General features: G+C 53.0%; 14 protein-coding genes. 3 read left to right on the top strand and 11 right to left on the bottom strand.

Going from position 1 to position 14,408, the window contains the following annotated elements; genetic code table 11:
* Positions 1-1,639 (top strand): SgrR family transcriptional regulator (locus DOU50_RS13425; protein ID WP_148769551.1); only part of this gene is annotated, 1,639 nt, incomplete at its 5' end.
* Positions 1,640-1,705: 66 nt separating this feature from the next.
* Positions 1,706-2,401, top strand: a complete 696-nt coding sequence (gene queC, locus DOU50_RS13420; RefSeq protein WP_032646166.1) for a 7-cyano-7-deazaguanine synthase QueC — start codon at positions 1,706-1,708, stop codon at positions 2,399-2,401.
* 2 nt (positions 2,402-2,403) lie between these two features.
* On the opposite strand, the gene DOU50_RS13415 is transcribed toward queC, so the two are convergent.
* The 11 genes from DOU50_RS13415 to bolA form a co-directional block, all read right to left on the bottom strand.
* A complete protein-coding gene (locus DOU50_RS13415; protein ID WP_024906824.1) occupies positions 2,404-2,733 on the bottom strand; it encodes an addiction module antidote protein in 330 nt (109 codons plus the stop codon).
* A complete protein-coding gene (locus DOU50_RS13410; RefSeq protein ID WP_024906823.1) occupies positions 2,720-3,073 on the bottom strand; it encodes a type II toxin-antitoxin system RelE/ParE family toxin in 354 nt (117 codons plus the stop codon). The genes DOU50_RS13415 and DOU50_RS13410 overlap by 14 nt, the downstream gene beginning before the upstream one ends.
* A gap of 47 nt (positions 3,074-3,120) precedes the next feature.
* Positions 3,121-3,519: a YbgC/FadM family acyl-CoA thioesterase gene (locus DOU50_RS13405; RefSeq protein WP_024906822.1), complete on the bottom strand. Its 399-nt coding sequence runs from the start codon at positions 3,517-3,519 to the stop codon at positions 3,121-3,123.
* Positions 3,520-3,618: 99 nt separating this feature from the next.
* On the bottom strand, positions 3,619-3,999 hold the full coding sequence (locus DOU50_RS13400; protein WP_148769550.1) for a helix-hairpin-helix domain-containing protein: 381 nt from the start codon (positions 3,997-3,999) through the stop codon (positions 3,619-3,621).
* Positions 4,000-4,147: 148 nt separating this feature from the next.
* Positions 4,148-6,019 carry a peptidylprolyl isomerase gene (gene ppiD, locus DOU50_RS13390; RefSeq protein WP_148769549.1) on the bottom strand — a complete coding sequence of 624 codons (1,872 nt, stop codon included), beginning with the start codon at positions 6,017-6,019 and terminating at the stop codon, positions 4,148-4,150.
* A gap of 212 nt (positions 6,020-6,231) precedes the next feature.
* On the bottom strand, positions 6,232-6,504 hold the full coding sequence (hupB, locus tag DOU50_RS13385) for a nucleoid-associated protein HU-beta (protein WP_002444653.1): 273 nt from the start codon (positions 6,502-6,504) through the stop codon (positions 6,232-6,234).
* Positions 6,505-6,714: 210 nt separating this feature from the next.
* Positions 6,715-9,069 (bottom strand): endopeptidase La, encoded by a 2,355-nt coding sequence (gene lon / locus DOU50_RS13380; RefSeq protein WP_023334706.1) that lies wholly within the window; start codon positions 9,067-9,069, stop codon positions 6,715-6,717.
* A 182-nt stretch (positions 9,070-9,251) separates the two neighbouring features.
* The gene (clpX, locus tag DOU50_RS13375; protein ID WP_024906819.1) at positions 9,252-10,526 is read right to left on the bottom strand and encodes an ATP-dependent protease ATP-binding subunit ClpX; all 1,275 of its coding nucleotides are present in this window, start codon (positions 10,524-10,526) and stop codon (positions 9,252-9,254) included.
* A 126-nt stretch (positions 10,527-10,652) separates the two neighbouring features.
* Positions 10,653-11,276: an ATP-dependent Clp endopeptidase proteolytic subunit ClpP gene (gene clpP / locus DOU50_RS13370; RefSeq protein ID WP_010428105.1), complete on the bottom strand. Its 624-nt coding sequence runs from the start codon at positions 11,274-11,276 to the stop codon at positions 10,653-10,655.
* A 259-nt stretch (positions 11,277-11,535) separates the two neighbouring features.
* Positions 11,536-12,834, bottom strand: a complete 1,299-nt coding sequence (gene tig, locus DOU50_RS13365) for a trigger factor (protein ID WP_024906818.1) — start codon at positions 12,832-12,834, stop codon at positions 11,536-11,538.
* 330 nt (positions 12,835-13,164) lie between these two features.
* Positions 13,165-13,482 (bottom strand): transcriptional regulator BolA, encoded by a 318-nt coding sequence (gene bolA / locus DOU50_RS13355; RefSeq protein WP_021241655.1) that lies wholly within the window; start codon positions 13,480-13,482, stop codon positions 13,165-13,167.
* 305 nt (positions 13,483-13,787) lie between these two features.
* Here bolA and DOU50_RS13350 point away from each other — a divergent pair, with 305 nt between their 5' ends.
* Positions 13,788-14,366: a lipoprotein gene (locus DOU50_RS13350; protein WP_023310568.1), complete on the top strand. Its 579-nt coding sequence runs from the start codon at positions 13,788-13,790 to the stop codon at positions 14,364-14,366.
* Positions 14,367-14,408 lie beyond the last annotated feature (42 nt).

The following is a 14,408-nucleotide window of genomic DNA, read 5'->3' as shown; positions in this document are numbered from 1 at the left end:
GCAACAGGTCACCATCAGCGAGCTGGCCGCCCGCTGTTTTTGTAGCGAACGGCATGTCCGAACGCTGCTGCGTCAGGCCCAGGAGGCGGGCTGGCTGAGCTGGCGAGCGCAGTCTGGCCGCGGTAAGCGGGGTGAGCTTACGTTCCATGTCACGCCGGAGTCACTGCGCAATGCGATGATGGAGGAGGCGCTGAAGAGCGGGCAGCAGCATAACGCGCTGGAACTGGCCCAACTTGCCCCCGCAGAATTACGATCGTTGCTGCATCCGTTTTTAGGCGGGCAGTGGCAAAACGACACGCCGACGCTGCGCATCCCCTATTACCGCTCACTGGATCCGCTTCAGCCGGGTTTTTTACCCGGTCGGGCGGAGCAGCATCTTGCGGGACAGGTATTCTCCGGACTGACGCGATTTCACGGCGACAGCAGTGAACCCACGGGCGATCTCGCTCATCACTGGGAGGTGTCGACGGACGGTTTGCGCTGGCATTTTTATATACGTTCCACCTTACACTGGCATAACGGCGATAAGGTCGAAACCGGACAGCTTCAGCAAAGCCTGAATGCACTTTTTGCCTTACCCGCCCTGCGTAAACTGTTCCAGAGCGTCCTGCGCATTGACGTCACCCATCCCCAGTGTCTGACATTCACACTGCACCAGCCGGATTACTGGCTGGCACACCGCCTGGCCACCTACTGTAGCCGGCTTGCACATCCCGAACAGCCCCTGACGGGCTGCGGCCCCTTCAGACTCAGCGTGTATGAGCCGGATCTGGTTCGTCTGGAAAGCCACGACCAGTACCATCTCAGCCACCCGCTGCTTAAGGCTATCGAATACTGGATCACACCGTCGCTGTTTGACTATGGGCTGGGTACCAGCTGTCGCCATCCGGTGCAGATCGCCATTGGCGAGCCGGATGAGCTGGAGAGTCTGCGCCTGGTGACGAACAGCACCAGTCTGGGCTTTTGTTATCTCACCCTGAAGCAAAGCCCGCGTCTGAGTGAAATGCAGGCACGACGGCTCATTAACATCATTCATCTCTCATCGCTTCTGCACACGCTTCCGCTCAACGAAGGGCTGATTACCCCAACAGAGGAGTTACTGCCAGGATGGGCAATCCCTCAGTGGTCGGATTTAACTCATGTCTCTCTGCCGACTAAGTTAACCCTGATTTACCATTTACCGGTTGAGTTGCACACGATGGCGCGTCAGCTAAAACAGTATCTTGCGCAGCAGGGCTGCGAGCTAACGGTTATCTTTCACGACGCAAAAACCTGGGACGGATGCCAGCAACTGGCGGACGCGGACCTCATGATGGGTGACAGGCTGATTGGCGAAGCGCCGGAATATACGCTTGAACAGTGGCTGCGCTGTGATGCCCTATGGCCACATGTGCTTAGCGCACCGCAATATGCTCATCTGCAGGCCACCCTGGATGCCGTACAGACCCTGGCCGACGAGCAGGCCAGACATGCCGGGCTCAGGGCCATTTTCTCCCGGCTCATGGAAAAGGCGGTGATCACCCCACTGTTCAATTATCAATACCAGATCAGCGCCCCGCCGGGAGTTAACGGCATACGCCTCAATACCCGCGGCTGGTTTGACTTTACCGAAGCCTGGCTGCCCGCCCCTAAATCGTGAAGAAGCTGGTCGCCGTCGTGGTCTGACGGTAACATAACGTTTTTACCGTAACAGTTGAGATGATTTATGAAACGTGCCGTCGTCGTGTTCAGCGGAGGACAAGACTCTACTACCTGCCTGGTTCAGGCTCTTCATCAGTACGATGAAGTTCACTGTGTGACTTTCGATTATGGTCAGCGTCATCGCGCTGAAATCGACGTTGCCCGTGAACTTGCCCTGAAACTGGGCGCACGCGCGCACAAGGTGCTGGACGTTACGCTGTTAAATGAACTGGCCGTAAGCAGCCTCACCCGGGACAGTATTCCCGTCCCGGACTACGAACCTGATGCCAGCGGCATTCCGAATACCTTCGTGCCGGGTCGTAATATCCTCTTCCTGACCCTGACGGCGATCTACGCCTACCAGGTAAAAGCCGAAGCGGTGATCACAGGCGTGTGCGAGACCGACTTCTCCGGCTACCCGGACTGTCGTGATGAGTTCGTGAAAGCGTTAAACCACGCCGTCAATCTGGGGATGGCGAAAGAGACGCGCTTTGAAACCCCGCTGATGTGGCTGGATAAAGCCGAAACCTGGGCGCTGGCGGACTACTGGGGCAAGCTGGACCTCGTTCGCAGCGAAACGCTCACCTGCTATAACGGTATCAAAGGCGACGGTTGCGGCCAGTGCGCGGCCTGTAATCTTCGCGCTAACGGGCTGAACCACTATCTTGCCGATAAAGTCGGCGTGATGGCCGCGATGCAGAAAAAGACCGGGCTTAAATAGGGCTATTTGACCGTGCTGTCGAACAGTTTCACACCGGCAGCACGGGTGACTTTCATCAGCGTTGTCAGCGTTGGGTTGCCGTTGTCTGATAAGGTTCGGTATAGCTGCTGGCGGGACAGACCTGCTTTGGTAGAAATTTCTCCGATACCGCCTCGCGCTTCGATGACCTGACGGAGTGCAATGAGATAAGCAGGGATCCCCTGGTCTTCATAGATCTCTTCCAGGGCCGTTTGCAGATAACGCTGAGCGTAGGAAGGATTCTCTCGCAGCATTTTCACAACAGCATCATGGTGGTTAACGGAGCTCGAATATTTTCGTTCAGCGGCACTCATTGGAATGTCCTTTTGTTTGATGATCTTTCCAGTAATCTACTGCCAGTTGGATATCTGCTTTTTGGCTCTTTTTGTCACCACCGATCAGTAACAATAAAACCTGCCGATTCTCTACTGAAAAATAGATTCTGTAGCCGGGGCCACTGTCGACTCGCATCTCCCAAACACCTTCCCTGAGATACCTGTAATCGCCAAAATTACGTTTTATCGCACGGTTAATCCGCATAAGGATCCGGAAAACCATATCCGGATCCTTTCGATTCATTCTGGCTACCCACTCTTCAAACGGCACTTTTCCGTCACGGGTCCGGTAACGTTCAACAACGTAGTCCCTGTCCATTATTCTATCCCTGAAAAACCCTTTTGTCTTTTATAAAAGACAAATTCCTACGCGATCATCAACTCCAGCTTTTCCCGCAGTTCCCCTTCCAGCGGCAGCGCTTTCTGCGTTTTCAGATCGATACAGACAAAAGTAATCAGCGCATCAGCCACCACCTGCCCTTCAGGATCGAGCGTCACCACCTGGCTTAGCACCCCGCTTTTGCCGTTGATCTGCTGCACCTGGCTGGTCACCGTGAGCACATCGCCCAGCACGGCCGGACGCCGGTAGTTGATATTGATATTGACGACCACAAACGCGATGTTGTGCGCGGTCAGCCACTGAAAACTTTCGCTATTTTCCAGCCCGTCCCAGCGCGCTTCTTCAAGAAACTCAAGATAGCGAGCGTTGTTCACATGCTGGTAAACGTCGAGATGAAAACCGCGTACTTTGATTTTTGTCTGCATAGCGCAATTGCCTTTACTGTTATTGTAGGATGAGAGGTCATAACTGGTATGACCTCTTTATCCTGGCAAAATTTTGCCGCAGTGCAAGAAATTGCGTAATTACAGCGTCAGGTGTGAGAGGTTGCGCTCAACCAGTGCGCCCCCCATGCCCGGAACCTGTTTGAGATCGTCGACCGTTTTGAAAGGACCATACTCTTCGCGGTAGCTGACGATGGCCTGCGCTTTTTTCAGGCCGACGCCATTCATCACGCGGGCCAGATCTTCCGCCGAGGCCGAATTGATACTCACCCGCGTACCGTCATCATCCGCATTTTTACCGGCGTCAGTCGCTTTGGTTTGCCCTTGCACCGGCGTCGCTGCGTCGGATTTGCTCTGTGTCGTCTGTTGTTTGGCGGCAGGCGTCGCCGCCAGCGCCCCCGCGCTCATCCCGGTGGTGGCAATAGCCAGCGTAATTAACAGTGCTTTGATTCCACATTTCATGCTGTTATCTCCTTGTTTGTTGACAGCCACGTCACGATAGCCGCCAGATAAACCCGGCACAAACAGTAGATTGCAGAAATGGAAAAGGCCGCGAAAGCGGCCTTTAGTTATTGCAGAGCGTTACGAAAATCTGCGAGCAGACACGTAATTACTGCTGCTGAGTCATCACATCACCCAGCTTGATTTTGGCTTCTTTACGCAGGTTGCTCATCATGGCTTCGAAGGCAATCTGAGCATTGTTCTGGGTAATCCCCTGAACCATCGCTTTCTTCTGCGCGTCTGGCAGGGTGCCGGCTTTCACTTCATCCAGCGCCAGCAGAACGACGTTACCCTGCGCATCGGTGGTGGTACCGAAGCTTGGCTTATCCTTCGCAGGCAGAGTCAGAGCAAACGCGGCCTGGCTGATTGGGTCCTGGCCGGTACGGCTCAGCGTTTTCGCTTCACCGAAGCTCAGGCCAGCCGCTTTCAGCGCGTCTTCTTTACCCGCTTTCAAATCAGACAGAATCTTTTCAGCATCCAGTTTCGCCTGCTGTTCCGCTTTGTTGTGCTTAACCTGGGCAACGACCTGATCCTTCACGTCCGCCAGCGGTTTGACCGCTTCTGGCTTGTGCTCGCTGACGCGCAACACAAACGCACGATCGCCGTCGACGGTAATGATGTCAGAGTTACTGCCCGGCGTGCCGTTCTCGCCCACCAGACCACCATTGAAGATGGCATCGGAAACCGGTTTAAAGTTCAGCTCTTCCGGCAGGTTGTCACGACCAAACCAGCCCGTCTCAACCGCCTTCACACCCGCCGCCTGCTCAGCACCCGCCAGAGATTCGTTGTCGTTGCTGGCAGCATCGCTCACCTTCTGCTGCAGCGCGTAGTAGGCATCCAGCGCTTTTTCCTGTTTCACTTTCGCCGCGATATCGTCGCGAACCTCAGCCAGAGGCTTGGTTTTCGCCGCGGTGATGTCGTCCAGACGCACGACCAGGAAACCAACGGAAGACTTAATGACGCCAGAAAGTTGACCTTTCTCTTTCAGACCGGCATTTTTCAGCTCATCCGGTGTGGTCGCGTCTTCCAGCCATCCCATATCACCGCCGTTTTTCGCAGAGATAATGTCGGTGGATTTCGCTTTCGCAACGGTCGCGAAATCAGCGCCTTTATTCAGCTCTTCCAGTACCGCTTTGGCATCAGCCTCGGTCTTCGTCTGAATCACGCTGTAGCGGTTACGCTGCGGCTGAGTGAACTGATCCTGATGCTGGTCGTAGTAAGACTGGATTTCCGCATCAGACGCGGTTTCCTGCAGCGCGGCAGCATCCAGCTTGATGTAGCTCACACGGAACTGCTCTGGAGAAACAAAGGAATTCTTGTTCTGCTCGTAGTAAGCGTTAACGTCAGCGTCGCTCACCTGCTGTTTCGCCGCCAGGGCGTTCACATCAATAGTCGCTTCGCGTACAACGCGCTGCTGCGCCACCAGCGCGGCCAGTTCGTCCGTTTCACCTTTGAGCATGAAATCGGTGCCCACAACGGCATTGATGAGCTGCTGGGTGGTCAGCTGATTACGCAGAGCCTGCGCGTACTGATCGGCCGTCATCCCCATCTGGTTGACGATGCTGTTATAACGCGCGTTGTCGAATTTACCGTTAGACTGGAAAGCCTGGGTGGAGAAGATGGCTTTTTTCACCTGCTCATCGCTGATGCCAAGGCCCAGTTTTTTGGCATACTGATCCAGAAGCGCTTCGTCGATAAGACGGTTCAGTGTCTGTTGGCGCAGGGTCTTCATGTACCCTTCGTTCGCCGCCAGTTCAGAGAATTGGTCGCCCAGCTGTTGCTGCATACGGTTACGTTCACCGGCAAAAGCATTCTCGAACTGACCACGGCTGATCTCCTGGCCATTCACTTTTGCGGCATAGTTTGCGCCACCGCCAATAAGGTAACTGCTCACGCCGGTCAATATGAACGACACGATAATGATACCGAAAATAATCTTGAGCACGAGACTGTTAGCAGCCGTGCGTAAGCTGTCCATCATGGTGTAACAACACTCCGCTGTAGGTGACTGGTTACCTGACGCTGACGGAAAATCCTGCCCGTCGCGCGTGAAGGTGTATTGTGACAAGAAAACGGGGCGATTGTCAGCCCACAACTCGCATAAACTCGCACAAATCAGGTCTGGACAAACAAAAAAGGCACATCAAATGATGCGCCCTTGTACTTTCCGGCTTCCCTGAAACGGGAAAGCAATCAGTTTACTGCGTCTTTCAGCGCTTTACCTGCACGGAAACCCGGCACTTTAGCAGCAGCAATGGTGATCTCTTTACCGGTCTGAGGGTTGCGGCCAGTACGGGCAGCACGCTCTTTAACAGCAAAAGTACCGAAGCCTACCAGTGCAACGTCGTCCCCAGCCTGCAGAGATTCAGTAACAGAAGCAATTAATGCATCTAAGGCACGTCCAGCTGCAGCTTTAGAAATATCAGCACCAGCAGCAATTTTGTCAATCAGTTGAGATTTATTCACTGTTCTCTTCCTCTCTTTATAATTTATATCGCGCCTGAATCCTTCACAACGCGACCGCGCAGCAGTTATATCAGGCCTGCCATGACCTTACAACACCCGTTGTTGATGGCTGACCTAATCAGCAATCTAAATTAGCTATACAAAAAAAGGCTGGCAAGTGCGAAATGACTTACCAGCCTTGTTTTTATTGACGCTCTTTGCGCGAGGTCACTATTTTGCGGTTACAACCTGCATTCCGGAGGGTTCATTCTGCAGTGCGAGACTGAGAACTTCCTCAATTCGCTTCACAGGATGAATCTGCAGATCGGCAATCACGTTGTCCGGAATCTCTTCCAGATCGCGTTTATTTTCGTAAGGGATCAATACGGTTTTGATCCCACCGCGGTGCGCCGCCAGCAGTTTTTCTTTTAAACCACCAATCGGCAGAACCTGACCACGCAGCGTGATTTCACCGGTCATTGCCACATCAGCACGCACCGGGTTCCCTGTCAGACAGGAAACCAGAGCGGTACACATGGCAATACCCGCGCTTGGACCATCTTTCGGCGTCGCCCCTTCAGGTACGTGCACGTGGATGTCGCGTTTTTCGTAGAAATCAGGGTTGATACCCAGTTTCTCCGCACGCGCACGAACCACGGTCAACGCCGCCTGGATGGACTCCTGCATCACTTCACCCAGCGAGCCGGTGTAGGTCAGTTTGCCTTTACCTGGCACACAGGCGGTTTCGATGGTCAGCAGATCGCCACCCACTTCCGTCCATGCCAGGCCAGTCACCTGACCAACGCGGTTTTCGTTGTCCGCGCGACCGTAGTCGAAGCGCTGGACGCCCAGGTACGCATGCAGATTATCGCCGTTAATCACAATGTGTTTCAGGCTCTTATCCAGCAGCAGCTGTTTCACCGCCTTACGGCACAGTTTAGAGATTTCACGCTCAAGACTACGCACGCCCGCTTCACGGGTGTAGTAGCGAATGATGCCGATAATCGCGCTGTCCTCGACGGTCAGCTCGTTGGCTTTCAGCGCGTTACGCTCGATCTGTTTCGGCAGCAGGTGCTGCTTAGCAATGTTCAGCTTCTCATCTTCGGTATAACCGGAGAGACGGATCACTTCCATACGGTCCAGCAGCGGGGCCGGAATGTTCATAGAGTTGGAGGTCGCCACGAACATCACATCGCTCAGGTCGTAGTCCACTTCCAGGTAGTGATCGCTGAACGCCACGTTCTGTTCTGGATCAAGCACTTCCAGAAGTGCAGACGCTGGGTCGCCACGCATGTCCGACGACATCTTATCGATCTCATCAAGCAGGAACAGCGGGTTTTTAACCCCCACTTTCGCCATCTTCTGGATCAGTTTACCCGGCATAGAACCGATGTAGGTACGGCGGTGACCGCGGATTTCCGCCTCATCGCGTACGCCACCCAGCGCCATACGGATATACTTACGTCCGGTCGCTTTGGCGATGGACTGACCCAGAGAGGTTTTACCCACCCCCGGCGGTCCGACCAGGCACAGAATTGGACCTTTGATTTTGTTTACACGGCTCTGTACCGCGAGGTACTCAAGAATGCGGTCTTTCACGCGTTCCAGGCCGTAGTGGTCGGTATCCAGGATTTCCTGCGCCTGACGCAGGTCTTTTTTGACCTTGCTGCGGGCGTTCCACGGAACCTGCACCATCCACTCAATGTAGCCGCGTACAACGGTCGCTTCAGCCGACATTGGAGACATCATTTTCAGCTTCTGCAGTTCTGCTTCGGCTTTCTCTTTCGCCTCTTTCGGCATCTTCGCCGCGTCGATCTTACGCTTCAGCGCTTCGTTTTCGTCCGGCGCGTCGTCCATCTCGCCCAGCTCTTTCTGAATGGCCTTCATTTGCTCATTCAGATAGTACTCACGCTGGGATTTCTCCATCTGCTTTTTCACGCGGTTGCGAATACGCTTCTCAACCTGCAGCAGATCGATTTCGGACTCCATCATCGCCATCAGGTATTCCAGACGTTCGTTAACGTCGGACATTTCCAGCACGGACTGTTTGTCAGCCAGCTTCAGCGGCATATGGGCAGCGATGGTGTCCGCCAGACGTGCAGGATCGTCGATGCTGTTCAGCGACGTCAGCACTTCTGGTGGGATTTTCTTGTTCAGCTTGATATAGCCTTCAAACTGGCTAATCGCGGTGCGCACCAGCACTTCCTGCTCGCGCTCATCAAGCTCAGGCGAATCAAGGTACTCTGCCTTCGCAGAGAAGTGCTCGCCGTCGTCTGACAGAGTGGTAATACGCGCACGCTGCAGCCCTTCTACCAGCACCTTCACGGTGCCGTCAGGCAGCTTCAGCATCTGCAAAATAGAGGCCACGGTCCCGACGGTGAAAAGATCGTTTACACCCGGCTCATCCGTTGATGCTTCTTTCTGCGCCACCAGCATGATTTTTTTATCATGATCCATAGCGGCTTCGAGGCAACGGATAGATTTTTCCCGCCCTACAAATAAGGGTATGACCATGTGCGGATAAACCACCACATCGCGCAACGGCAATACGGGGATTTCAATGCGTTCAGAACGCTCAGGATTCATAGAGCTCTCTCTTAGTTAGTGTCCGCCAGGTAAGCTGGTCATGTCACTGTGCTTCACATAACCATTAACATGTATCCAGTATATGGGGATGTTTCCCACACATTCAACGCTATGAATACGGAAAAAGTAAAGGGGAGATAAAATCCCCCCTTTTTGATTAACTGCTTGTATGATTTGGTGAATTATTCGCCAGATGCCTGCTGTGCTTCCGGTTTGCCGTAAATCAGCAGCGGCTTGGTTTGACCGCTGATGACGGACTCGTCAATCACCACTTTCTCAACGTCTTCCATCGATGGCAGATCGTACATGGTGTCGAGCAGTGCCGCTTCAACGATAGAACGCAGGCCACGGGCACCGGTTTTACGGATCATCGCTTTCTTGGCAATGGCATCCAGCGCTTCGTCGCGGAATTCCAGGTCAACGCCTTCCAGATTGAACAGCGCCTGATACTGCTTGGTCAGCGCATTTTTTGGCTCTTTCAGGATCTGGATCAGCGCGTCTTCACTCAGCTCATTCAGCGTTGCCACAACCGGCAGACGGCCGATGAATTCAGGGATCAGACCGAATTTGATCAGATCTTCTGGTTCAACCTGAGACAGCAGTTCACCTTCGTTTGGTTTTTCCGACGTCGATTTCACCGTTGCGCCAAAACCAATGCCAGAGCCGGTTTCAACACGGTGGGAGATGACTTTATCCAGACCAGCAAACGCACCGCCACAGATGAACAGGATCTTAGAGGTATCAACCTGCAGGAACTCCTGCTGAGGATGTTTACGACCCCCCTGTGGCGGAACAGCGGCAACCGTACCTTCGATCAGCTTCAGCAGTGCCTGCTGTACGCCTTCACCCGATACGTCACGGGTAATGGACGGGTTGTCGGATTTACGGGAGATCTTGTCGATCTCATCGATGTAAACAATCCCGCGCTGGGCTTTCTGTACGTCGTAATCGCATTTCTGCAGCAGTTTCTGGATGATGTTTTCAACATCCTCACCCACATAACCGGCCTCGGTCAGGGTGGTGGCATCCGCCATCGTGAACGGAACATCAAGCAGACGCGCCAGGGTTTCAGCCAGCAGCGTTTTACCGGAACCGGTTGGGCCGATCAGCAGAATGTTACTTTTACCCAGTTCTACGCCATTGCTGGTGTCGCCGTTACGCAGACGTTTGTAGTGATTATAGACCGCTACCGCCAGCACTTTCTTGGCCTGCTCCTGCCCGATGACGTAGTCGTCAAGGTGATGACGAATTTCATGCGGCGTTGGCAGCGCGCTGCGCTCACGGTGCGGTGCGACTTCTTTAATCTCTTCGCGAATGATGTCGTTACATAAATCGACACATTCGTCGCAGATATACACGGACGGCCCGGCAATCAGTTTACGCACTTCATGCTGGCTTTTGCCGCAAAAAGAGCAGTACAGCAGTTTGCCCGAACCATCTTTGCGTTTATCTGTCATGAGTCCAAACCTCTTTTTAAGTTCTTTGTGCCGCACATGACGACGCAAATGCCAATCTAAGACGCAAGCTGCAATAAGCAGCGTGCCGCCCTACCTTAGTATAGCGGCACACTCGCGTCGCGGGCATCAATTACGATGGGTCAACACGGAGTCGACTAAGCCGTACTCAACTGCCTCTGGTGCAGAGAGGAAGCGATCGCGCTCGGTATCGCGCTCGATCTGCTCGAGTGGTTGACCCGTATGCTGCGCCATAAGTTCATTCATGCGCGCTTTTACTTTCAGAATTTCGCGGGCGTGGATTTCGATATCCGTCGCCTGCCCCTGGTAACCGCCCAGCGGCTGGTGAATCATCACGCGGGAATTTGGCAAGCAGAAACGCTTCCCTTTCGCCCCTGCTGTTAACAGGAACGCGCCCATAGATGCAGCCTGACCCATACAGATAGTGCTGACATCTGGCTTGATGAATTGCATGGTGTCATAAATGGACATCCCCGCTGTAATCACGCCCCCCGGGGAGTTGATGTACAGGTAAATGTCCTTTTCCGGGTTTTCCGCTTCCAGAAACAGCATCTGCGCCACGATCAGGTTAGCCATGTGGTCTTCCACCTGGCCGGTCAGAAAGATAACGCGTTCCTTGAGCAGACGGGAATAGATATCAAAAGATCGCTCACCACGTGAGGTCTGTTCAATAACCATTGGCACCAGAGCCATATGGGGTGCAAAGTTATCTCGTTCGCCACTGTATGACATTTCCGTCTCCTGGATCTAAATTGAAAACACCTGCTGTACTGATTGTAACCTTATGGACGGATTATCAGCCAGTCTCATTCATCGTGATTACGTACTTATGGGGTTCACAGTGCCCTATTTCAAGCATAACAACCTTTTGTTGTTACGCTAACACTGAAAGGGCGTTTTAGCACTCTTCCTGGGCTATTGGTGTGATAAAAAAAACCCGTCACCAAAAGGCAACGGGTTTTTGTTCAAACTTTAAACCGTTGGGGCGAAATTACGCCTGCTGGTTCATCAGTTCGTTGAAAGAGGTCGCTTTTTCGGACACTTTCGCTTTCGCCAGTACCGCTTCAACAGCCTGCTCTTCCAGGGCGACGTTGCGCATGTTGTCCATCAGCTCTTTGTTCTTACCGTAGAACTCGATCACTTCTGATGGATCTTCGTATGCAGAAGCCATCTCTTCGATCAGGCCTTTCACACGCTCTTCGTCAGCTTTCAGCTCGTGGGTACGAATCACTTCACCCAGCAGCAGGCCAACAACTACGCGGCGTTTCGCTTGCTCTTCGAACAGCTCGCGTGGCAGTTCCATCGCTTGCTGCTGGTTGCCACCGAAACGCTGTGCAGCCTGACGGCGCAGAACGTCGATTTCGCTGTCGATCAGGGCAGCTGGAACGTCGATGTCGTTGGCTTTCACCAGACCTTCGATCGCCTGAGATTTCACACGGTTACGCACCGCGCCGTTCAGTTCGCGTTCCATGTTCTTACGCACTTCGGTACGCAGACCCGCTACGGAACCATCTTCCACGCCGAAACGCTTGATGAATTCTTCAGTCAGTTCTGGCAGTTCGCGCTCTTCAACTTTCTTCAGGTTGATAGCGAACTTCGCTGCTTTCCCTTTCAGGTTTTCAGCGTGGTATTCTTCCGGGAAGGTCACGTCGATGGTGAACTCTTCGCCAGCCTTGTGGCCTTTGATACCGTCTTCGAAGCCTGGGATCATACGACCCTGGCCCATTGCCAGTACGAAGTCAGACGCTTTACCGCCTTCGAACTCTTCGCCGTCTACAGAACCGGTGAAGTCGATGGTGACACGGTCTTCAGCGTCAACAGCGCCTTCTTTCTCTTTCCAGTTCGCCTGCTGCTTGCGCAGGGTATCCAGCATGCCGTCAACGTCTTCGTCAGTCACGGAAACAACTGGTTTTTCAACTTCGATAGATTCCAGACCTTTCAGCTCAACTTCCGGGTACACTTCGAACTCTACGGAGTAGGTGAAGTCTTCGCCCAGTTTGTATTCGCCTGGAACGTAATTCGGCGCGCCGGCCGGATTGATTTTTTCTTTGATGATCGCATCAATAAAGTTACGGCTCATCAGTTCACCCAGCACATCCTGACGCACGGAAGCGCCATAACGCTGAGCAACAACATTCATTGGTACTTTGCCCTTGCGGAAGCCGTCAATACGTACTTTTTTTGCTACGTTGACCAGCTCGCTTTTCACAGCAGTTTCGATGCTGTCAGCAGCGATAGTAATCGTTACACGGCGGCCAAGGCCTTGAGTGGTTTCAACTGAAACTTGCATCTTGTTACCTCAAAAAAATCACAGTGCTCGGTCAACTCTGAATCTGTCTGTTATACCGGGATGCTCTCTTAGTGCAGATTCACATTCCCTGTCGCCAGAATCATCCCGAAGACATTCAATAAGACGCGGCATTATAGCGGCATCACTTAGGTGAGTCGAGAACGGTTGGGGCATGTTGCTGCGGCTTTTTTCACACTTTAAGGCTATTTTTAGCCTTAAAATCGCACCATCCGCTCAAAACTCAGACAAAACAAAACGGCCCGGAGGCCGTTTTGAGGAAATCTGTAAGCAACATACTGGAAAAGCTCCAGCCGTTGCAAATCCGATTTATCAGGCGATTGTGCCTGCTCCGCGACAGGGCGGTGATGCAAAAACCGTATCCTGCAAGCCTTCCCATTCCTTAATGGTATAGGTATGCAGTGCCAGCGCATGTACGGTCGTGGAGAGTTCTTCCGTCAAGGTGCTGTAGATCAAGCGATGCCGATTCAGGAAACGTTCTCCCGTGAAGCGATCGCTAACCAGAACCACTTTGAAGTGGCTTTCAGAACCTGCCGGCACGTTATGACGATAGCTTTCGTCGACGACTTCGAGGAACACAGGGTTGAACGCCGCCCTTAATTTATCTTCTATATGCTCACGTATCATCATGAAATTACTCCTCCGACAACGCCAGGATGTCACCCATCCCTTTAAATGTTAGCCGCTTTTACCGTTTCCATTACACCTTGACAACAAATATTTAGCTTTCGTCTGATTTTCTCATTCAAACGAATGAAGTTCACTGTGAGACTCATACGTTTTGTCATACACGGATTGGGAAAAACGGTGAACTGGTCAGTTTTCGGACAAGGCGATGAATTTACATGCGTTGACCACTTCCCCTCGCCGTTGGCGATGTTATGATGGCGGCAATTTTTCTCTTTATATGCTTACGATTCGTTGAGAACCCGAAAATGTTAAAAAAACTCTTCTTTCCGTTGGTAGCCCTTTTTATGCTGGCAGGCTGCGCTACCCCGCCTACCACTATTGATGTCTCACCAAAAATCACCCTGCCTCAGCAGGACCCAAGCCTGATGGGCGTCACCGTGAGCATTAACGGTGCCGATCAGCGTCAGGATCAGGCGCTGGCAAAAGTGACCCGCGATAACCAGCAGGTTACCCTCACCGCGTCCCGCGACCTGCGCTTCCTGCTCCAGGAAGTGCTGGAGAAACAGATGACCGCTCGCGGCTACATGATTGGCCCAAGCGGCGCGGTTGATCTGCAGATCATCGTGAACAACCTGTATGCTGACGTGTCTCAGGGCAACGTGCGCTACAACATCGCGACCAAAGCGGATATCGCCATCATTGCCACCGCGAAGAATGGCAACAAGATGACCAAAAACTACCGCGCCAGCTACTCTGTTGAAGGTGCGTTCCAGGCCTCCAACCAGAACATTGCTAACGCCGTTAATAGCGTGCTGACCGATACCATCGCCGATATGGCGCAGGACACCAGCATTCACGACTTCATCAAGCAGAACGCGCGTTAATCCCGCTCGCTGACCCGGTGTATCACCGGGTCAGTTTTATAA

The sequence above is a fragment of the Enterobacter sp. C6 genome, assembly GCF_008122455.1.
Taxonomy (GTDB): Bacteria; Pseudomonadota; Gammaproteobacteria; order Enterobacterales; family Enterobacteriaceae; genus Enterobacter; species Enterobacter pseudoroggenkampii.
Note: the sequence above shows the minus strand (reverse complement) of the source record. Positions and strands in the feature narration are given on the sequence as shown.

Coding starts and splice junctions, on each gene's coding strand:
- queC (WP_032646166.1), top strand. CDS start 1,706: ATGAAACGTGCCGTCGTCGTGTTCAGCGGAGGACAAGACTCTACTACC.
- DOU50_RS13415 (WP_024906824.1), bottom strand. CDS start 2,733: ATGAGTGCCGCTGAACGAAAATATTCGAGCTCCGTTAACCACCATGAT.
- DOU50_RS13410 (WP_024906823.1), bottom strand. CDS start 3,073: ATGGACAGGGACTACGTTGTTGAACGTTACCGGACCCGTGACGGAAAA.
- DOU50_RS13405 (WP_024906822.1), bottom strand. CDS start 3,519: ATGCAGACAAAAATCAAAGTACGCGGTTTTCATCTCGACGTTTACCAG.
- DOU50_RS13400 (WP_148769550.1), bottom strand. CDS start 3,999: ATGAAATGTGGAATCAAAGCACTGTTAATTACGCTGGCTATTGCCACC.
- ppiD (WP_148769549.1), bottom strand. CDS start 6,019: ATGATGGACAGCTTACGCACGGCTGCTAACAGTCTCGTGCTCAAGATT.
- lon (WP_023334706.1), bottom strand. CDS start 9,069: ATGAATCCTGAGCGTTCTGAACGCATTGAAATCCCCGTATTGCCGTTG.
- clpX (WP_024906819.1), bottom strand. CDS start 10,526: ATGACAGATAAACGCAAAGATGGTTCGGGCAAACTGCTGTACTGCTCT.
- clpP (WP_010428105.1), bottom strand. CDS start 11,276: ATGTCATACAGTGGCGAACGAGATAACTTTGCACCCCATATGGCTCTG.
- tig (WP_024906818.1), bottom strand. CDS start 12,834: ATGCAAGTTTCAGTTGAAACCACTCAAGGCCTTGGCCGCCGTGTAACG.
- bolA (WP_021241655.1), bottom strand. CDS start 13,482: ATGATGATACGTGAGCATATAGAAGATAAATTAAGGGCGGCGTTCAAC.
- DOU50_RS13350 (WP_023310568.1), top strand. CDS start 13,788: ATGTTAAAAAAACTCTTCTTTCCGTTGGTAGCCCTTTTTATGCTGGCA.